This window comes from Vibrio sp. ZF57 (genome assembly GCF_001691235.1).
In the GTDB taxonomy this organism is placed as follows: Bacteria; Pseudomonadota; Gammaproteobacteria; order Enterobacterales; family Vibrionaceae; genus Vibrio; species Vibrio crassostreae_C.
In genome coordinates this window covers 19,940-40,883 of record NZ_MAKD01000137.1, presented here as the reverse complement: position 1 = coordinate 40,883, position 20,944 = coordinate 19,940, and the positions used below count along the sequence as shown (strand labels likewise).

Here is a 20,944-nt window from a genome sequence, read left to right as displayed (position 1 = left end):
TTGCAGACTAACGAACTTTTCCAACGAACTCCAGAGCTAATCCGGCCCAAACCGGTGATTAATTAGCCAATCAATCGTATTTATATACTAGTACACGAGATCAACTCGAACACCATCTGAAAAATAGAGAATTCGTACATCATCGCCTCGGTTGAACAGCATCGAGTTATCGACATCTTGGATAATGTTGACCAACTTGTCGTCTTTGGTTTTGACCAATAACTCGACCAGTTTGTACTCTACTTTATATTGTGTGTTACCTCGGTTACGAGCAATACCCGCACCTGCTACTGCACCTACAGCTGTCGCCACTTCTTTACCAGTGCCGCCGCCAAACTGGTTACCAATCAAGCCACCAATCGCCGCACCTAACAAGGTTTCCCAACCATTCGCTTTCGACTCAACGATCTCTTGCTGAGTGATGTATCTGACCGTATCAATCTCACCATAAACCACCTCGTTTACTGGTCGAGCTTGGTTTCTGTTGTAAGCTGCATTTGCCAACATGGGCAAAACAAGTAAAATCCAAAGCAACTTCTTCATGGTAAAACTCCTAAAGACCTCTTGGTCAGTGATTAATCTGTAATGCGGTACTTATGACTATATACCTAACCGAACTTGATACTACTAGTATAGAGTTTCCTTCGCCTTTCGACGCGCTTGATGACCCCAACGGTCTGCTCGCCTTCGGTGGTGATTTATCACCAATGCGAATTTTAAACGCTTATAGCCAAGGTATATTTCCATGGTATGGCCCAGGTGAGCCTATACTTTGGTGGAGCCCTGCACCGCGAGCGGTATTTAATCCTAAGACATTCGAACCGTCAAAAAGTCTTAAAAAGTTTCAAAGAAAGCACAATTACCGAGTCAGCATCAACCAAGCGACGGACAGAGTAATTGGTTATTGCTCTTCACTAAGACCCGAAGAAGAAACCTGGCTAAACAGCGACATGCAGTCAGCCTACCGCAAACTCGCTTCATTAGGTTTCTGCCACTCGGTTGAGGTTTGGCAAGATGATGAACTGATCGGTGGACTTTACGGCTTACAAAGAGGCCAAGTCTTTTGCGGTGAATCGATGTTCAGCCTAAAGACCAATGCCTCTAAAATTGCGCTGTGGTACTTTTGTAAACACTTTACCCGATTCGGCGGACAACTGATTGATTGCCAAGTCATGAACCCTCACTTGGAATCCTTGGGCGCTATCGAGGTTGATAGGGATGAATTCCTAGGCTCTCTGCAATTACTCAAAGAGTTCTCCGTTGACGATGCATGCTTTAAAACCCAATGGCTAAAGGAAATGCCTTAATGAATCCAGATTTACAACAAATCAGAATTGGATTAACAGACAATCACGCTTGCAGCTACTTACCTCACTTCGAAGAGAGAGTGGCGGTCACGCTTGACGAACACATGCACACCTCAGATAACTATGAAGTTCTGCTTGCGAATGGATTTCGCCGCAGTGGTTCAACCATTTATAAGCCACATTGCGATAATTGCTCAGCATGCCAAGCGATTCGGCTTTCAATTCCTGAGGTTAAGCTTTCCAAAAGCCAACGACGGATCCTTAACAAAGGAAAATCACTACGTTGGGAACTGAAAGATGAGATGGATGACAACTGGTTTGACTTATACAGTCGCTATATCACCGCTCGTCACCGTTCGGGAACCATGTACCCACCCAAGAAAGAAGAGTTTCTACAATTCTCTAAAAATGAGTGGCTTACTACAAAGTTCATGCACATCTATGATGAGAACAAGTTGGTTGGTATCGCCGTAACCGACATCATGGCTCACTGTACGAGCGCGTTTTATACCTTCTTCGATCCTGATATAGACATTTCGATGGGAACACTTGGCGTTCTATTTCAGATCCAACATGCCCAGAAAGAACAAAAACAATGGTTATATTTGGGTTATCAAATCGATGAATGCCCTGCGATGAACTATAAAGTACGATTTCAACGTCATCAAAGGCTAGTAAATCAGCGGTGGCAAGGGTAGAATACGCGACAACTTTACATATTTTGATTTTAACGGCACAATCAAGCCGTTGAAAACCGCCAAATTTCGAAAGAGGATTAGATGGCTAAAGAAGACGTAATCGAGATGCAAGGCACTGTCCTTGATACTCTACCAAACACAATGTTCCGTGTTGAGCTTGAAAACGGTCACGTAGTGACAGCACACATCTCTGGTAAAATGCGTAAGAACTACATCCGTATTCTTACTGGTGATAAAGTAACTGTTGAGATGACTCCATACGACCTTTCTAAAGGCCGCATCGTCTTCCGTGCTCGTTAATTTTTAATTAGCGAATACAATAAGAAGCGGAGCTTAAGGCTCCGTTTTTTATTGCCTGAGCTTTTTACTACACAAGCACATCAATCTCGCATCTCGCATCTCGCATCTCGCATCTCGCATCTCGCAAGCATAAAAAAACGCACAACCTAAGTCATGCGTTTTATATTTAAGCCTTTGATTTATCAATCACTTCGTTAGTGCATGACCTCTTCTTTAGCACCAACATAGATGAAATCCAATTCGTCTTTTTTCAGGGATACTTTAACCGTACCGCCATCAACCAAGCTACCGAACAGTAACTCGTTAGCAAGTGGTTTCTTAAGCTTCTCTTGAATAACACGTCCCATTGGACGAGCACCCATGGTCTTGTCATAGCCTTTATCAGCTAACCAGTGACGAGCATCCTCAGAAACCTCTAAAGACACGCCACGAGCGTCCAGTTGAACCTGAAGCTCGACAATGAACTTATCAACTACTTGGCTAATCACACTTGGGTCAAGGCTGTTGAACCAAATGATATTATCAAGACGGTTACGGAACTCAGGAGTAAATACCTTCTTGATTTCGCCCATCGCATCTGGCGCATGATCTTGTTGGATCAGGCCGATCGATTTCTTCTCGGTTTCAGCCACACCTGCGTTGGTCGTCATCACTAGAATCACATTACGGAAGTCCGCTTTGCGACCATTGTTGTCAGTTAGCGTGCCGTTATCCATTACCTGCAGTAGCAAGTTAAAGATATCTGGGTGAGCTTTCTCGATTTCATCCAGTAACACAACAGAGTGCGGGTTCTTGATTACGGCATCCGTTAGCAAACCACCTTGGTCGTAACCAACATAACCAGGAGGCGCACCAATCAAGCGGCTCACTGAGTGTCGCTCACCGTACTCAGACATATCAAAGCGCAGAAGCTCAATACCCATCAACTTAGACAGCTGAACAGTCACCTCTGTTTTACCGACACCAGTAGGACCAGCAAACAAGAATGAACCAACAGGTTTATTGTCTGCACCCAATCCAGCACGGGTCAGCTTAATCGCTTCACTCAATACATCGATTGCAGGGTCTTGTCCGAATACCAACATTTTCATGCGCTCATCCAGTTTCTGGAGTGTATCTTTGTCTGAAGACGATACTGACTTTTCAGGAATACGCGCCATTTTCGCAACCATTGACTCAATATCAGCCACGCTTACCGTTTTCTTACGACGGCTTGCAGGTGCCAAACGACTACGAGCGCCCGCTTCATCGATTACGTCAATGGCCTTATCAGGAAGGTGGCGTTCATTAATGTATTTAGCTGACAGTTCCACAGCGGCACGCAACGCTTTGTTGGTGTAGCGCACTTCGTGGTGAGCTTCGTATTTTGGCTTCAAGCCAATCAGGATCTTGGTCGTATCGTCTAGCGATGGTTCAATAATATCTATTTTCTGGAAGCGACGAGCTAAAGCACGCTCCTTCTCAAAAATACTGCTGTACTCTTGGTACGTTGTTGAACCGATGCAACGTAATTTGCCACTGCTTAGTAGTGGTTTAATTAAGTTTGCCGCATCAACCTGACCACCCGATGCAGCCCCGGCACCGATAATGGTGTGGATCTCATCGATGAACAGAATCGCGTCTTCTTCTTTCTCCAGTTGCTTAAGAATCGCTTTAAAACGTTTCTCAAAGTCACCACGATATTTGGTTCCGGCTAACAGTGAACCGATATCTAGAGAATAAATTACGCTGCTCTGAATGATTTCAGGCACTTGTCCTTCAACGATGCGCCATGCAAGACCTTCCGCGATGGCAGTTTTACCTACCCCCGCTTCACCCACTAACAGAGGGTTGTTCTTACGACGACGACACAGAACTTGGATAGTGCGTTCTAGCTCTTTGTCACGACCGATTAGTGGGTCAATATTGCCCTGCTTTGCGACTTCGTTAAGGTTAGTAGCAAAATTTTCTAAACGGTCTTCAGAGTTAGCTTCTTCAGCATTTTCTGCACCACCAAATGAATCGGGTGATGAAGGGCTGTCGCCTTCGTTGCTGGCTTTGGTAATACCGTGTGAGATGAAGTTAACAATATCTAAGCGACTAATGTCGTTTTTCTTAAGAAGATATGCCGCGTGAGATTCTTGCTCACTAAAAATAGCCACAAGTACGTTAGCACCTGTTACTTCGCTGCGACCTGAAGATTGAACATGAAAAACAGCGCGTTGAAGTACTCGTTGGAAGCTCAACGTAGGCTGAGTTTCGCGAGTTTCGTCGCTTTCAGGGATAAGTGGGGTCGTTTGATCGATAAAAATATCGAGCTCATTGCGAAGAGCATCGAGATCAGCCTGACAAGCTTGGAGCGCTTCCTTGGCCGCATCATTTTCTAATAATGCTAGTAGGAGGTGTTCGACAGTCATGAATTCATGTCGCTTGTCTCGCGCACGAGCAAATGCGCCATTTAAACTCGTCTCTAATTCTTTATTTAGCATAAGTACCTCCTAAGGGAACAACAGTGTTGTTCGAGCAATTTATACTTGCTCCATTGTACATAGTAGCGGATGCTCATTTTCCTTTGAGTACATCGTGACCTGCGCTACCTTTGTTTCCGCTATTTCAGCACTGTATGTGCCGCATATAGCTTTACCTTCATAATGAACCTTGAGCATCACTTCCGTTGCTTTTTCGATATCTAGTGAGAAGAATCGCTCTAGGATCTCGATTACAAAGTCCATGGGCGTGTAGTCATCGTTATTCAACACAACGTTATACATCGCCGGTGGCTTTACTTTTGTTGCTTCTTTCTCCAGTAAATCTGAGCCTGGAGATGCCCATTCAAAGTTTCTGCTCATATCGCTTTGCTAAGGGTTATTTTTCGGAAGTCGTGAGTGTTTACCTAACTCAAATTTACCACATTCACGCTTTACCGTGTACTAAGAAACTGCACCTAGAAACAGTACCAAAAAATATTCCTCTATACTGAGCCTAATCCACCATTTCCATCGCTGCAAATAAAAGATCTCGATTAACAAGATTAACATATGTGATTGATTAAAAAGACGCCATAACTATTGATACTAACGATAAGATTACCGCTAAGTTACTATTTGGTTAATAGTTTGCGGTTAATCTCGAATGTGATTTGTTATTAAAATTGATCACTTTTATGCCAATTTACTATTGACTGTGCTCAATCATTAGCTACATTGGAGCTAAAAGGTTTTTTAATACACTTTTGCAACATGAATTGAAATCAGTAACACGCTTCAAAAATTAACAATAAGGAATAATTACGCAGGGTAGCGTTAATTTCCGTAAGCAATGTACGAGATTCAAGCTATTAGCTGAAATTCTTTAGCTGGTAGGAATGATATCAATCGCACTTACAACAATTGATATAACAACGTTAGTAACAAAATGCATGAGGGATGTATAGCATGGCTACAGGTACAGTAAAATGGTTTAACAATGCCAAAGGGTTTGGCTTTATTTGTCCAGAAGGTGAAGACGGCGATATTTTCGCGCACTACTCCACAATACAAATGGAAGGTTATCGAACCTTAAAGGCTGGTCAGCAGGTCGACTATGAAGTAGAAAGTGGACCTAAAGGCTCGCATGCTAGCTCCGTTGTTCCTGTAGAAGGCAGCGCCGCAAAATAGGCGAATGCAAACTCATGTTAACCTCCATCAGTCGTCATTAACGGCTGACAGGTAAACAGAATATTGAAACCGCTCATTTAATACCTGTAACACAGGATTACGTGAGCGGTTTTTTTCGTTTTGGGGGCTCTAAAGTTGCTCACTGGACAATGAGCTCGAAGAGCTACTCCCCTTAAGCTAGGTCTTAAGAAGTATTAGACAGAAAAAAGACGCTTTAACATTATCGTTAAAGCGTCTTTCGTTTTGACTTTATCTATAACTTAGCTATCAGCCTAAGCAACTCGTTAGCAAATCACGCTCATGAGTGACTAACGATGAGTCCAATCACTATGCATCAATAAACGCGTTTAGCGTTGAGCTTGGGCGCATTAGTGTTGAAACCAATGCATCGTCAAGTAGGTAGTAACCACCTAAGTCGCCAGCCACACCTTGAGCGTTGTTCAGCTCTGCAACGATCGCTTCTTCACTTTCAGCCAGTTGACTTGCCACACCTGCAAACTCAGCAGCAAGATCAGCGTCAGCCGTTTGCTCAGCAAGCGCCTTAGCCCAGTATGCCGCTAGATAGTAGTGACTACCACGGTTATCAAGCTCACCTACTCGACGTGAAGGAGACTTGTTGTTATCAAGGAACTCACCCGTCGCTTTATCAAGCGCATCAGCTAGAACTTGTGCTTTAGCGTTACCTGTTACTACGCTCAGGTGCTCTAGAGATGCCGCTAGTGCCAAGAATTCACCTAGAGAATCCCAACGCAGGTGGTTTTCTTTCTCTACTTGTTGAACATGTTTAGGAGCAGAGCCGCCAGCACCTGTTTCAAACAGACCACCACCGTTCATTAGTGGAACAATCGATAGCATCTTAGCTGATGTTCCAAGCTCTAAAATCGGGAACAAATCCGTTAGGTAATCACGTAATACGTTACCAGTAACCGAAATAGTATCTAGGCCTTCTTTGATACGAACCAGTGAGTATTGAGTCGCTTCAAGTGGAGCAAGGATCTTAATTTCAAGACCATCGGTATCGTATTCAGGAAGGTATGCTTCAACTTTCTTGATAAGCTGAGCATCATGTGCGCGTGACGCATCTAGCCAAAATACCGCTGGAACACCCGATGCACGAGCACGCGTTACCGCAAGCTTAACCCAGTCTTGGATTGGTGCATCTTTAACCTGACACATACGGAAGATATCGCCTTCCTCTACGTCTTGCTCAAGAAGCACAGCGCCTGAAGCGTCAACAACTTGAACCTGACCAGCAGCTTCAAGGATGAAAGTCTTATCATGAGAACCGTACTCTTCCGCTTTTTGAGCCATCAAGCCAACGTTTGGTACGCTACCCATCGTTGTTGGATCGAACGCGCCGTTCTCTTTACAGAAATCAATAACCGCTTGGTAAATGCTCGCGTAGCTACGATCTGGGATCATTGCTTTGGTATCTTTTTGCTTACCTTCTGGATCCCACATTTGACCAGAAGAACGCAGCATTGCAGGCATAGATGCATCCACAATGATATCGCTTGGTACGTGTAGGTTAGTAATGCCACGGTCCGAATCAACCATCGCTAGTGGTGGCTGAGTCTCGTATACCGCTTGCAGGTCAGCTTCGATTGCTTCTTTCTGCTCTTGAGGAAGCGCATCAATCTTCGCGTAGACATCACCGATGCCGTTATTTACATCAACGCCTAGCTCTTCAAACAGCTGACCGTGTTTAGCAAATACGTCTTTGTAGTAAACCTTAACCGCGTGACCAAAGATCACTGGGTCAGATACTTTCATCATCGTCGCTTTCAAGTGAAGAGAAAGCAGTACACCTTGCTCTTTAGCCGATGCGATTTCTTTTTCGAAGAATGCAACCAAAGCGGCCTTATTCATCACTGACGCATCAATGATCTCTTTATCTTGCAGTGCAAAAGCTGGCTTCAATGTTTTCTTCGCACCATCTTTGCCAACGAATTCAATGCTAACTTCTGTAGCACCTTCAATGGTTACTGACTTTTCGCTACCGAAGAAGTCTTTGTCGTCCATACTTGAAACGTGCGACTTAGAATCTGCAGACCAAGCACCCATTGAGTGTGGGTTCTTCTTCGCGTAGTTTTTAACAGAAAGTGGAGCGCGGCGATCCGAGTTACCTTCACGCAATACTGGATTTACTGCACTGCCTTTGATTTTGTCGTAAGTCGCTTTTACTGCTTTCTCTTCGTCAGTGTTTGCTTCTTCTGGGTAATTAGGAAGTGCGTAACCTTTTGACTGTAGCTCTTTGATTGTTGCTTGAAGCTGAGGTACAGATGCAGAGATGTTTGGAAGCTTGATAATGTTTGCTTCTGGTGTCTTAGCCAATTCACCTAGTTCTGCTAATGCATCACCAATACGTTGCTCTTCGTTCAAATAGTCAGGGAAGTTGGCAATAATACGCCCTGCAAGTGAAATGTCGCGAGTATCAACGTTAATACCAGAAGAAGCTGTAAAAGATTGAATGATAGGCAGCAGAGAGTATGTTGCTAGCGCCGGAGCTTCGTCTGTAATGGTATAGATGATCGTTGGTTTTTCAGTAGGCATGAAATTTCCCTATAGTTCTTACAAGCTCATTTAAAGTAGTGAGCGTGTTATAAATTGACCAGTAAGCCACTCTAAGAGTGAAAACTGCTTACTCGATAGTCGTACTCTATCTTATTTTTCATACAATCTTGATGACAGCATGAACCAAATCCGTGAGTGCGTTGTTATAATAAAACACGAAGGTATAATTAAACAAATCAGGCTTAAGAGTCCATCAACTTGTTCTATTTTGTGTCTTTTAGGCGCGCAAATGATAGCTCAATTCCGTTTCAGTGAAAACTTTTCAGCACACTTCGTTTACATTTTTGCAAGGTAGTTAACATGTCTACTCGCTCACGCAGCGCATCTCGTTCAGACAAACCGGCTCGTTCTGGTGCAACATTAAAACAAAGCGGTAATAGACAAAGCCGAAGCAGTGATAAGAATAACACTGGCAATTCGCACAACAAATCTCACTCAAGCAAGCACCGATATAAAGGTAAGCCTACCAATGCAAAACCTAAGGTTGCGCTCGAAGATCGCAAAGTAATTCTGTTCAACAAGCCTTTCGATACTCTAAGCCAATTTACAGATGGCGAAGGGAGAAAAACGCTAGCGGACTTTATTCCAGTGAAAGACGTTTATGCTGCAGGTCGCCTTGACCGCGACAGCGAAGGGTTAATGGTCTTGACCAACGATGGTATTTTTCAAGCTAAGCTAACTCAACCAAACTCAAAATCCCCAAAGACTTACTGGGTACAGGTTGAAGGCGCACCTTCTGAGGAAGATTTAGATAAATTGAGAAAAGGTGTCGAACTAAAAGACGGCATGACACTGCCCGCTCAGGTTGAGGTGATGTCTGAACCTGTTGTGTGGGATAGAACCCCTCCAGTACGCTTCAGAGCCGCGATACCGACAACATGGTTGGTTATTACAATCATTGAAGGACGTAACCGTCAGGTAAGACGAATGACAGCCAATATCGGCTTCCCTACCCTGCGTCTTATCCGTTACTCAATGGGTAATATGAATGTGGGGCAGCTGCAGCCTGGTGAGTGGAAAGAGATTTAACTCATAGCAATATAAAAAAGCAAGATATTTATTATATCTCGCTTTTTTACACATAAAAATTGATTACTCTTGGTCAATCATCCACTTACGGAATACTTTACGGTCTTCTTTTGAAGTGCTCAGATACAAAGCTTTAAGTTGTTTCAAAGACTCCGATTTATCTACAACCTGAGCTGATGTGTTAGCCGTTAAACCTTCAGCGTTTACTAGCGTGTTTTCTTCTAAACTTGTAGCATTAACCTTAACTGCAGGACGAACTTGGTTTTCTACAACTAAATAACTCATGGTTACAGCAGCAGCACCACCAACTTTATTATATTCTGTAGCTTCTTCAGAATAACTTCTATTTAGTTGAACTCCGTCACTAGCTAAAATGTCTTCATTTTTGATTAAGGCTTGTCCTTGCTTATTTTTAATTTCCCAATTCAAGTTTCCAATGTTTTCTTGAGCAGAACGCAAGTTTTTAAACTCAGGCATAGATAAGGTAAGTTCTTCGTTTTTTGCCTCAAATTTAGCGATAATAACAGAACTGTAGACTTTCCTTTGATTATCTCTTTCATCAAATACTGGTTCATATTGAAAAACGATTTGGTTTTCACCGTCAGGTAAAAGCACTGTCTTATCTGCAGAAAACAACCCTTGTTCAAAGTCAGGAACACTCATGTTTACTGAAAGTAAATTTACATTTTCAGGGACATCCAATATTACTTCGGCATCAACTACTGTAGAAGCAACTAACAGCCCCAAAAAAGAATATTTGAAACTTTGCATTATTGTATCCATCCTTATAAAAAATAGGCAAAAAAAAGCCCAACTCTATGTTGGGCTTTTTCTAACAATATATCAAATTACCAGTAAACACGGGCACCGATACCGAAATTGTTTTCGCCCTCAACAGTCTGAGCCGCTACAACCATATCACTACCTTGAGCGTTGAAACCTAGAGTACTACCGTCTGCATAACCATACTCAGCATAGACACGTGCCCAGCTAGCGTACTTGTATTCAGCACCAACGTAAACAACGTTGCTATCTTCTAATAAATCGTGATCTTGAGACACGAACTCATAACCACCATATACTGTTGTTTTATCAGCAACGCCATACGTAGCAGCTACTGAGAAACCTGTTTGGTCTGCTTTATCAATAGCAGATTCAACAGAAGATGCCGCAACAGTTGCACCAACTGTTAGAACATCTTTAGAGTACTCAACAGTACCTTCGTAGTATGTGTTTTCAAGGCCTGTAAAACCAGAACCAGCTACATCATCAGTTGTTTGACCACCACCAACGTGGATATTTACGTCACCAACAGAAAAACCAACGTAAAGTTCAGCTAGCTCTTGATTAGAGTCATCTTCTGCTAATCCGTATCCTGCTTTTACCCAGAAGTTGTCAGAATCGTAAGAGTACTTTACTTGTGAGTCATGAAGAGCCTCGTTCAAAGTAGAGTAAAGCAGTGCAGAACCACCAAAGAAGTATGAGTAATCAGCGCCGTATACATCATCTGATGTAGTCCATTGCTTACCAAATTTGATTGTTCCCGCTTGATCGCTGCTAAAGCCAAAAATGTGGTTACGTACATACATGTCGCCACTGTCTTTCAATGCAAATTCTACTTTACCAAGAACTTTAAGATCATCAGATACATTATATTGAGCGTCAACACCAGCACGCGAAGAACCTGAACCTAATTTGGCATCTTGCCCGTCTAGGAACTTAAGCTCTGTACGTAGTTGACCGTAAAAGTCTACTGCGCCGTCTTCTGATTTATAAATTTCCGCTGCGTTTACTGAGCCTGCTGCTGCAACAACTGCAAGTGCTAATAGAGTCTTTTTCATAATAAATCCACTGCCTTTTCTAAGAATGGGAGATCCTTGCCCGGTTCCCTTTTATTTTTATGACTGGTCATTACCACTCTTTGTTGGTTAATCACCGTCACTAAATTTCGAGGTCTAGATTGCAAAAGATTATCCTGCGTGTCAAATAAACTAAAAACAAACCTAAAAAAAACACAAAGCAATCAAAATCAACTACTTACATTTTTTTTCATCGTTTTACGAGCAGCTTATCCTTAGTTTTATTAGGAAATATAATAATCCAAAAAAAGAACAAAACAGCATTTAACACCACAAACAACTTGTAAAAACGCCACATCTCAGGATTTAACACCTACAAGCAAGTCTTTTTTAATATTTATATTTCGCAACATAAATAAAATAGTTAAGTTCCTGATGGTTCAGTTTTTTTTTGTGAACAAGATCTACCTTTGATTCAAAAGCAAGCTATTTCACCGTAAATGTACCGACTAGTGATATGTGCTACTATCCTCGCTCCGTTACGTAGGTCACAGTATGCTAACTACTAAAATTCAAAAATCTATTCGCACCAGTTATCAAAACCTCCAAGATCAGTTGGACAACTTTGTACCTCGACGTGCTCAAAATTACCTTGTTGCAGAAATAGCGAAGACACTTTGTGGTCAATACCACAAAAGTAATCGCATGATTGTTGCAGAAGCGGGAACCGGGATCGGGAAATCACTGGCTTATTTAATGGCAACTATTCCTGTCGCTGTGCTCAATAACCGAAAAATAGTCATATCAACGGCGACGGTTGCGCTACAAGAACAGCTCGTCAATAAAGATCTCCCTCTATATAGAAGACTGACTGATCGAGAGTTTTCTTTCATATTAGCGAAGGGCAGACAGCGTTATTGTTGTTCCGAAAAGCTAGCCGCTGCCTGCGGGGTTGATGGCGGACAAATGGCCATGTTCGAATCTAAGCCAAAGAAGAAGGATATCGACCAACTTCAAACCATGTATCGTAGCCTAACCCAAGGTAAATGGGATGGTGACCGTGATTCGTGGCCAAAACCCATCGACAACATGATTTGGCAGATGATTGTCAGCGATAAGCACAGCTGTAACAACAGTATGCCTACGCATAGAGACTGCCCTTTCCAGAAAGCTCGCTCAGAGCTAGATAAAGCAGACGTGATTATCGCCAATCACAGTTTAGTGATGGCTGATGCAGACTTAGGCGGCGGCGTGATACTGCCTGAACCAGAAAATAGCATCTATATATTCGATGAAGCTCACCATTTACCGCATGTAGCCAGAGATCACTCTTCTGCGGCTGCGAGCTTAAAAGGCGCAGCATCGTGGTTGGAGCGTTTGAATCAATCAATCACTAAGCTTTCAGGCCTCGCTGACGAGAAACGTGTCCATCGATTTCGAAATGAGCTGCAAGACTCAGTGCAACAGCTGATCCCTACCCTGACTCAAATGAGTAAACAGTTTGACGCTAACCACTTTGAAGACGGCTTGTATCGCTTCGAACATGGCGACTTACCTGAGTGGCTTGAGAATGAATCAAAAGACCTCAAGCAACTCACACAAAAGGCGAGCCAAGCCGTTGCGAAGATTGCAGACCTGATTGCGGAACGAGTTAAAGACGGCGAGCTTTCAGCAAAGCTTGCAGAGCCGGCACTGGCAGAAATTGGCTTCTATATACAAAGAACAGAGAACCTTGCTCAAGTTTGGCGCTTAATGGCTGAACCGAAGAGAGAAAAAGGCGCTCCTTTGGCTCGTTGGCTCGAACTGAATAAAGAAAGTGAAGGCGATTTCGTTGTTAATGTTTCGCCACTAGAGGTGGGTTGGCAATTGGATCAGCAAATCTGGAGCCGCTGTGTGGGTGCGGTATTAGTATCTGCAACCATGAGGGCGCTCAACTCTTTCAGCTTTTTCTGTCATCAAGCAGGCATCAGCCAAAAAGCAGAAGATGGCGTACAATTTTTGGCTTTGGCATCACCGTTTGATTACCAGAATCAAGCAGAGCTGATCGTGCCGGCAATGAAGTACGAACCACAAGCACCTCAGTTTACCGAATATCTTATTGAAATTTTGCCTAAGGTAATAGAAGACAAAAAAGCCAATCTCGTTCTATTCTCTTCTTACTGGCAAATGAACAAAGTTGCAGAGGCGTTAGCAACAGATTTCGTTAAAAAGTCGTGGGCATTGCAGGTTCAAGGTGATACTTCACGAACTGAAATCCTAAAAAAACATAAAAAGCTAATAGACCAAGGTAAAACCAGCGTTCTTTTTGGAACTGGCAGCTTTTCTGAAGGTCTTGATCTACCGGGTGAGCTTCTTGAAAACCTCGTTATTACTAAGATTCCTTTTGGTGTTCCTACCTCTCCCGTAGAGCAAGCACATTCAGAATATATTGAATCACGCGGTGGTAACCCTTTTATGCAGATTACTGTTCCAGATGCGAGTAAAAAGCTTATTCAATCTGTGGGTAGACTACTGCGTAAGGAAAGAGATTCTGGTAAAGTCACGATCCTTGATAGACGCATAGTAACGAAGCGATACGGAAAGTCCCTACTCGATTCACTACCGCCTTTTAAAAGAACAATAAAATACTAATATCCCCTACCCTTGAGGTAGTTATGGGCCTGTCATCGCTAGGCCCTTGCATTCACAACCCAACATGACTAATCCATCGGTTTTTCATGTGGCTGCCCTATCAGCCGATAACGAGAACACTAGCTATTTATGGAAATGATTGAGCCAACCATGTTGGTCATACTTGCTTTGGTTGCATTTGCAGCAGGCTTTATTGATGCTGTCGCAGGTGGCGGAGGGATGTTAACCGTTCCAGCTTTACTATCACTTGGTTTACCGCCACACATTGCATTGGGTACTAACAAGCTTGCAGCGACTTTCGCTTCATCTACAGCTGCATTCACTTACTACCGTAAAAAGCTGTTCAAGCCTGAGTGTTGGGTCAATGCATTCATATCTACTCTAATAGGTGCGACCATCGGCACACTCACTGTTGATGCCATTAGCACCGAGTGGTTAGAGAAGGTATTGCCGTTAGTCATTCTTGCCGCAGCGGTCTATACCATTTTTCATAAGACTCCAGATGTGAGCCATAATGTGTCTCCTAAGCCATGCCCTGTGCTTAAGAGAAAACAAAAGTACCAAGGATTCATTCTTGGCTTTTATGATGGGGTTGCTGGCCCAGGAACTGGCGCGTTTTGGACGGTAAGCTCTATGGCGCTTTATCGCTTAAACATCTTACTTGCCTCTGGTCTATCCAAAGCCATGAACTTTACCAGTAACTTTACCTCTTTGGTGACCTTCGCGATTCTTGGTCATATTGATTGGGTTCTAGGTTTAACCATGGGCCTTTGTTTGATGGCCGGTGCATTTGTTGGCGCTCACTCTGCTATTCGGTTCGGTGCTACATTTATAAGACCTGTGTTTGTTACAGTTGTAAGCGTACTTGCAATTAAACTGGCATACGAAGCTTGGTTTGTGAACTTATAGGCAGTAGCCAACGGGAAGTGAAATGAATCAATTTTCAAAGCTAAAAAGTGTTATTGATACCTTGATTGGCCATTGCTCGCAGGTTGACAAATCTCGAGGGGCTTATCATCAAGCCTTGTTTGACCGAGCCTTATTTAAATGCGGCGCCTCTGTTTTGCTTCCCTATGCACTTGAAACTCAGGCAACGTACCGCACCATTGTACGTGAACAAACCTCAAATCAACTGACCGCGTCCAGAGCCAACTACCTGACAGAAAAGCTGACCAATCAGATTGCAGCAATCCAAAGAGAGTTAGCCAACCACGATTTACGCTTGGACCGAAAAAGTAAGTCAGGGAAAACCCTTAACGACCTATACAACGAACTCGCTCAGCACCAAGACTGGCAAAAGCGATTGGTCGATTTAGTGCGAGTACGAAAGTTAGCGTTTGATTCTGCGCCTCGCCACAGTAAGAAAAAAGCGGAAGAGGCTTGGCAGTTAGCAAAAGAGCGATTAGAACGCTGTGAAGACTCAATGAAAAATATTGAGAGACTGATTAACTTAGAGAACCCTAAGCGAAATGAACACTGATAACACACCATCACCACTGGATAACGCACCAGAAGAAGTTAAGTTAGCTGTCGACCTGATCTATCTGCTCGAAAGCAACGAAATCGATCCAAAAGTCGCGTTAGAAGCAATCAAAATTGTCCAGCAAGATTTACAAGCCAAAAGCATCTAGCATCTAGCATCTAGCATCTAGCATCTAGCATCTAGCATCTAGCATAAAAATATACAGGATTCACATGTACCAACTCAGCTTTTCTATGCCCGAGTTTCTTGAAAACTACTGGCATAAAAAACCAACCATCTTAAAGGGTGGCTTCCAAAACTTCGTCGACCCAATTTCGCCGGAAGAACTTGCTGGTTTATCGATGGAAGAAGAAGTGGATTCTCGCTTTGTCTCTAACCTCGACAATCAGTGGACTGCAGAACACGGCCCATTCTCTGAAGAAAAGTTTGGCGAATTAACCGAAACTCATTGGCAACTGATCGTTCAAGCAGCGAACCACTGGCACCAAGGCGCAAATCAGCTGACTGAGGCGTTCCAAGCGTTACCAAACTGGTTATTCGACGATCTCATGATCTGCTACTCAGCACCTGAAGGCGGCGTAGGCCCACATATTGATCAATACGATGTCTTCATCATTCAAGGTCAAGGCAAACGTCAATGGAAGGTTGGCGCTAAAGATGTTGGCCAATACAAAGAGACTGTTCAAGCGTCTGCACTTCGTCAAATTGAAGGTTTTGACCCAATCATTGATGAAACTTTAGAGCCGGGCGATATCCTTTATATCCCACCAGGTTTCCCACATGAAGGGAGCACGTTAGAGCCGTCAATGAGCTACTCTATTGGCTACCGCTCGCCTAAAGAACAAGAACTGATCAGCAACTTTGCCGATTTTGTGCTTGCTCATGATATGGGTGACGTACACCTGCACGATCCAGAATTCAAAATGCAAGAAGGCTACGGAAAAATTCGTTCATCGGATTTAAGTAATCTCACAGGCATGTTGAAATCTGCACTAGAGCAACCTGAAACCATCAGTGAATTCATGGGTTGTCTGCTAAGCCAATCACGCCACCAGCTTGATATCGTTGCTCCAGAGCCACTATGGACTCAAGAAGAGATCGCTCAACACTTAGAGTCTGAAGGTGAGATTCACCGAGTATCAGGCTTAAAGGCGCTCTACCACGAAAATGAAAGCAACACTGCTTACATCAATGGCGAAGTGGTTAAGGTTGATGAAGCGGATTCTTCGTTACTCAACATACTTTGCGATGAATCGGTGATCACTTCAGCTACTGCTCTGTCTCCTTCGGGCGTAACTGTCGTGACTGAATTGGTCAACAAAGGCTACTGGTTTATCGAAGAGTAAGCAGCGTCAACCGCTGGTTATTGACTAGCCTCTAAAGAAACAATTTAAAAGGGACAAATGAAATCTTCATTTGTCCCTTTTTCTATTCAAGAACTGGTTAAGGCTTAATGCTTATACCTTGAACTGATTGACCAACTTCTGTTGTTGTTGAGACAGTTGGTCAATTTCATTGCCGACTTGCTCAGAAGCCGCGGCTTGCTCCAAGATCTTCGCACTCAAATCGCGAATATTAACCACGCTTTGATTTACTTCACCGGAAACCGATTGTTGCTCTTCGGCTGCTCGAACGATCTGACTGTTCATATCACTGATCGCCTCAATAGAAGTAAAGATCGACCCCAGATCTTCAACTGCTTTCTGAACGTGTAGTGCTGTATCGTTAGCTAGGATATTGCCTTCTTGTATTGCTTCAACGACATCTTGAGTTCCAGCATGAACCTTGTCGATCACCGCTCTGATCTCACCAACCGATGACTGGGTGCGACTTGCGAGGTTTCTTACCTCATCCGCAACAACAGCAAAACCTCGACCTTGTTCGCCAGCACGAGCCGCTTCAATCGCCGCGTTCAATGCCAGTAAGTTAGTTTGCTCAGAGATCCCTTCAATCACACTTAAGATCTCGGTGATGTTTCCGTTATTTTTTGCCAATTCTTCAACAATAGGAACAGCACTCGACATACGCTCAACCAGCTTTCTCATTTCACCGGCTGAAAGTTCGATGACTTGTTGCCCTTGTTGAGCAGAACGATTCGCTTCACAAGCAGCATCAACGGCCACTTCTGCGTTTTGTACCACTAAGCCCGCAGTTTGAGTCATCTCTTCTGCCGCTGTCGCCACAAGATCCACTTCTTTAAATTGAGATTCACTGCTTTCTCGAGTGCTTGATGCCGATGCTTTAGCCTGGCTTGTCGTGCTCGCCACTTGCTCAGTGGTGTGAATCACTTCTTTGATCGTGTGTTGTAGCTTGTCTAAGAATAAGTTGAACCCTTTGGATAGCTGACCAATTTCGTCTTGAGATTTCACTTCCAAACGTTGGGTCAAATCACCTTCACCAGAAGCAATATCATTAAGTCGCTCAACCACTTGTCGAATAGGCTTCACAATTGAAAGGGAAGCAAATGCGATAATGGCTAAGCCAAAGATAATAAACACTGTACCGGCGATCACTTCTGTTTTGATGCCTTCACTTAGCTTAGTGCTAATGATGGAATCCAATTTATTTGCGTCAGCGACGACACTATCTCTTGGGATCTCAAACAACACCCCCCAAGTTTGGTTAGCTGCAACAACAGGTGCAAAGGCAAGTAACCACTCACCGTTCTCGCTCCATTGCGTTGTCACTTCACCACCAAAGATAAAGTCGGTCATTAAATCACTGTTTGTATTGCCACTTTGGAAAGTTGAACCGACTGCAATGCTTGAATCATCAGAAGCGATGACCGAACCATCTAGACTAACCACGTAAGCTTTACCCGCACCGTTAAACAAGCTCTGGTCAGATTGAGTAATCACACTGGTTAAACCATCAAGTCTTAGATCAATACCAAGAAAACCAATAGCAACGTCGTCAACCAAAATAGGGACTGAAATAGAGGACGTAAGTAGTGCTACACCACCGCTGTTCACGACTCTCGGCGTACTAATACACGTTTGCCCTGAAGACAAAGGACAGTAAAAACGTTCGCTATTGCTGTCATCATTCAAGATAGATTCTGAAAGAACGTTCGCTAGAACATTTTCACCGTTATCTGCCACCTTCCAGTAAGGAGCAAAACGACCTTTTTCGTTAGAACCAACATAATCAGCATCGACATAATTCGCATCTTCACTATCGAGCAAGTCAGGCTTGAAAACTAGATACGCTCCTTGAATAGAGTCGAAGTTTAAAACCGAGCGACGAACCATTTCATCCAAGGCGGTACGAAGCTCTTCACTTGGTGTAAAGTTTTCGTCTGCATTGTTTTTTAGAAACTGAGCACTGGCCGCAAGCATCTCTGCGCGGTAAATAGCTTCGTCTACATAACGTTGAGTTTCTTGAGCGTTTAGCTGAGAAACAGACGCCAGCAACTGCTGAGTTTTATTGATAACTGATTCTGAACTTTGAGATTTGATGACTTGTTGATTGCTCGTCGCGTTGTAGATCGAGAAACCAATAAGAGACAGTGACGTAATGATTAAACAACAACCTGCTAAGAGGGTTATTTTCCACTGTACCGATAGAGAGCGCATTTAATATCCTTATTTAAGCCAAAAGACTTCCATAACCATAACTATCACATCGACAACGAATTGCTGTACACAATGTAAATGAGTTAGACGAATAGCTTAGCGGATAATTACAGCACAAATTGCTTACATATAAAACGAAAGTTTATACAAATGTTAATAGAGCGTGTTTTCTTCCTTTTTTCTGTGATTTCAAATGATGTACTCATATAATCATTAGCTGTGTTGCTTAGGTTTTAGCGCTTTGGACATAGCCAGAACATCGATATTTAAAGGAAGCCCACTCCACCCTCTCCCTCTTTAAAATTCAGTAACTTCGGATTAGTTTTTATAATCCAAGTTATAGATTTTTATCTTGCTCAACTTCACACTTTTTGATTGCTAAGCCCGCAATCAAGATCTAATATCTCGCGCCTAGATTCCCTGAACACTTTATTCATTTGGCTCTCCTTTAATGGAGCGCTAAGGCTTTTTACGTCTTAATTTTTGGAGAGATACGCAAATGTCCGCCTCGTTTCCATTAGCGAAACTTACCTTTTTAATCGCTATTCTGACTGCCGTAGGTCAAATGACTCAAACGATGTACGTGCCTTCTATCGGTCATATGGCAGGTGAGTTCTTAGTTTCGGCATCTTCGCTGCAGGCAGTGATGGCGTGTTACTTGATCCCTTATGGTCTGTCGCAATTTGTTTACGGCCCACTTTCAGATCGCCTAGGTCGTAAACCGATCATCGTGATTGGTTTGATCATCTACATCATCGGTACTTTGGTAGCATTGTTCGCTCACGAATATGAATGGTTCTTAGCGGGCAGCTTTATCCAAGGTTTGGGCATCGGTTGTGGTGGTGCGATGTCTCGTACATTGACTCGCGACTGTTTTGAAGGCGCAGAGCTGCACCGTGCAAACAGCTTGATTAGCATGTGTGTGATTTTCTCACCATTGATGGCTCCTGTACTGGGTGGTTACCTAACAGAAGTTTTCGGCTGGCGTTCTAGCTACTTATTCCTTGCGCTGTTTGGTATTGCTGTTGTGATCACTATGATGACGAGCATGATGGAAACACTGCCGAAAGAACGACGCAAGCATGAATCGGTTGCCAACAGCTACAAGTTCGTTCTGTCTGATAAACGTTTCCAAGGTTTCTTATTGGTATTAGTCGCAACCTTTGCTGGTGTAGCCGTATTTGAAGCAGCGGCAGGTGTGTTGCTTGGTGGCGTACTTGGCTTACCGGCAACCACAGTAAGCTTGCTGTTTGTCTTGCCTATTCCAGGTTACTTAGTCGGTGCAGGCTTATCTAGTTACATCGCACAACGTCGCTCTGAGCGCCGTGCATTGAATGTTGGTCTGGTTGCGATATTGGTAGGCTCAACAGTGGTATTGATACCGGGTCTGTTTGGTCAAACAACAGCATTAACTTTGATTGGCGGTGCCACAATTTACTTCTTGGGCGCTGGCATATTATTCCCAGCAGCAACAACAGGGGCACTTTCGCCATTCCCGTACCACGCTGGTACTGGAGGTGCGATTTTAGGTGGTATGCAAAACCTAGGTGCTGGCATCGCAACACTATTGGCATCGTTCTTCCCAGCTCAAGACCAACTGCCACTCGGTTGCCTGATGATTGCTATGTCATTCATCGCTATGCTTGGTTTACGTTGGGTTAATCGTAAACCTGACCACTCAAACGAAATGCCATTGGCTATTTAACGTAAAACTCGAATCTTGCTAAACAAAGGAAAGGGACATACTGAAAAGTGTGTCCCTTTTTGTTGCACATTTATTCCTTCCACTCTCACGTATCAGTAATTTCATTTAACATTGCTTTGATTTTTTGAAAACAATAACAGACACTTACGATGAAGGTGCATATCCAGAATCCAATTATAAATAATATCACTGGAAGAACACCAACGTA

The 20,944-nt window shown here is 43.4% G+C and carries 18 protein-coding genes; 11 read left to right on the top strand and 7 right to left on the bottom strand.

Translation table 11 applies throughout. The features are described 5' to 3' along the window. Positions 1–87: 87 nt before the first annotated feature. Positions 88–543, bottom strand: a complete 456-nt coding sequence (locus tag A6D97_RS20095) for a glycine zipper 2TM domain-containing protein (RefSeq protein ID WP_004736438.1) — start codon at positions 541–543, stop codon at positions 88–90. 53 nt (positions 544–596) lie between these two features. On the opposite strand from A6D97_RS20095, the gene aat reads away from it, so the two are divergent. From aat to infA, 3 genes are all read left to right on the top strand, one after another. Further along, positions 597–1,307, top strand: coding sequence for a leucyl/phenylalanyl-tRNA--protein transferase (gene aat / locus A6D97_RS20090; protein WP_017063504.1), 711 nt, complete (start codon positions 597–599; stop codon positions 1,305–1,307). Beyond that, entirely contained in the window at positions 1,307–2,005 is a 699-nt protein-coding gene (locus A6D97_RS20085; RefSeq protein WP_065585123.1) for an arginyltransferase, read from the top strand. The genes aat and A6D97_RS20085 overlap by 1 nt, the downstream gene beginning before the upstream one ends. Positions 2,006–2,086: 81 nt before the next feature. Next, complete coding sequence (gene infA / locus A6D97_RS20080; RefSeq protein ID WP_001040192.1) at positions 2,087–2,305, top strand: translation initiation factor IF-1; 219 nt, start codon at positions 2,087–2,089, stop codon at positions 2,303–2,305. Between the two features lie 194 nt (positions 2,306–2,499). On the opposite strand, the gene clpA is transcribed toward infA, so the two are convergent. Both clpA and clpS read right to left on the bottom strand, forming a co-directional pair. Beyond that, entirely contained in the window at positions 2,500–4,773 is a 2,274-nt protein-coding gene (clpA, locus tag A6D97_RS20075; protein WP_065585122.1) for an ATP-dependent Clp protease ATP-binding subunit ClpA, read from the bottom strand. Between the two features lie 39 nt (positions 4,774–4,812). Then, positions 4,813–5,133, bottom strand: coding sequence for an ATP-dependent Clp protease adapter ClpS (gene clpS, locus A6D97_RS20070; RefSeq protein ID WP_004737430.1), 321 nt, complete (start codon positions 5,131–5,133; stop codon positions 4,813–4,815). A 585-nt stretch (positions 5,134–5,718) separates the two neighbouring features. Here clpS and cspD point away from each other — a divergent pair. Then, the gene (cspD, locus tag A6D97_RS20065; RefSeq protein WP_004736548.1) at positions 5,719–5,940 is read left to right on the top strand and encodes a cold shock domain-containing protein CspD; all 222 of its coding nucleotides are present in this window, start codon (positions 5,719–5,721) and stop codon (positions 5,938–5,940) included. A gap of 327 nt (positions 5,941–6,267) precedes the next feature. Here cspD and A6D97_RS20060 read toward each other — a convergent pair whose 3' ends face one another. Next, entirely contained in the window at positions 6,268–8,493 is a 2,226-nt protein-coding gene (locus tag A6D97_RS20060) for an NADP-dependent isocitrate dehydrogenase (RefSeq protein ID WP_017067848.1), read from the bottom strand. 321 nt (positions 8,494–8,814) lie between these two features. On the opposite strand from A6D97_RS20060, the gene A6D97_RS20055 reads away from it, so the two are divergent. Then, positions 8,815–9,543: a pseudouridine synthase gene (locus A6D97_RS20055; protein ID WP_017067849.1), complete on the top strand. Its 729-nt coding sequence runs from the start codon at positions 8,815–8,817 to the stop codon at positions 9,541–9,543. A gap of 63 nt (positions 9,544–9,606) precedes the next feature. Here A6D97_RS20055 and A6D97_RS20050 read toward each other — a convergent pair whose 3' ends face one another. Beyond that, positions 9,607–10,314 carry a DUF2057 family protein gene (locus A6D97_RS20050; RefSeq protein WP_017062111.1) on the bottom strand — a complete coding sequence of 236 codons (708 nt, stop codon included), beginning with the start codon at positions 10,312–10,314 and terminating at the stop codon, positions 9,607–9,609. Positions 10,315–10,391: 77 nt separating this feature from the next. After that, complete coding sequence (locus A6D97_RS20045) at positions 10,392–11,384, bottom strand: porin (RefSeq protein WP_017063501.1); 993 nt, start codon at positions 11,382–11,384, stop codon at positions 10,392–10,394. 513 nt (positions 11,385–11,897) lie between these two features. On the opposite strand from A6D97_RS20045, the gene dinG reads away from it, so the two are divergent. The 5 genes from dinG to A6D97_RS20020 all read left to right on the top strand — a co-directional run bounded on the left by dinG (position 11,898) and on the right by A6D97_RS20020 (position 16,802). Next, positions 11,898–13,973, top strand: a complete 2,076-nt coding sequence (dinG, locus tag A6D97_RS20040; protein ID WP_017066711.1) for an ATP-dependent DNA helicase DinG — start codon at positions 11,898–11,900, stop codon at positions 13,971–13,973. Positions 13,974–14,102: 129 nt separating this feature from the next. Continuing rightward, positions 14,103–14,882, top strand: coding sequence for a TSUP family transporter (locus tag A6D97_RS20035; protein ID WP_017062114.1), 780 nt, complete (start codon positions 14,103–14,105; stop codon positions 14,880–14,882). A gap of 22 nt (positions 14,883–14,904) precedes the next feature. Further along, positions 14,905–15,453 carry a primosomal replication protein gene (locus tag A6D97_RS20030; RefSeq protein ID WP_017070024.1) on the top strand — a complete coding sequence of 183 codons (549 nt, stop codon included), beginning with the start codon at positions 14,905–14,907 and terminating at the stop codon, positions 15,451–15,453. Continuing rightward, positions 15,443–15,604 (top strand): pleiotropic regulatory protein RsmS, encoded by a 162-nt coding sequence (gene rsmS, locus A6D97_RS20025; protein ID WP_065585121.1) that lies wholly within the window; start codon positions 15,443–15,445, stop codon positions 15,602–15,604. The genes A6D97_RS20030 and rsmS overlap by 11 nt, the downstream gene beginning before the upstream one ends. 64 nt (positions 15,605–15,668) lie before the next feature. Beyond that, on the top strand, positions 15,669–16,802 hold the full coding sequence (locus A6D97_RS20020) for a cupin domain-containing protein (protein ID WP_065585120.1): 1,134 nt from the start codon (positions 15,669–15,671) through the stop codon (positions 16,800–16,802). Between the two features lie 111 nt (positions 16,803–16,913). On the opposite strand, the gene A6D97_RS20015 is transcribed toward A6D97_RS20020, so the two are convergent. Beyond that, positions 16,914–19,031: a methyl-accepting chemotaxis protein gene (locus A6D97_RS20015; protein ID WP_065585119.1), complete on the bottom strand. Its 2,118-nt coding sequence runs from the start codon at positions 19,029–19,031 to the stop codon at positions 16,914–16,916. A gap of 499 nt (positions 19,032–19,530) precedes the next feature. Between A6D97_RS20015 and emrD the strand changes: the two genes are divergently transcribed. Next, entirely contained in the window at positions 19,531–20,736 is a 1,206-nt protein-coding gene (gene emrD, locus A6D97_RS20010) for a multidrug efflux MFS transporter EmrD (RefSeq protein ID WP_017065927.1), read from the top strand. Positions 20,737–20,944: the final 208 nt, after the last annotated feature.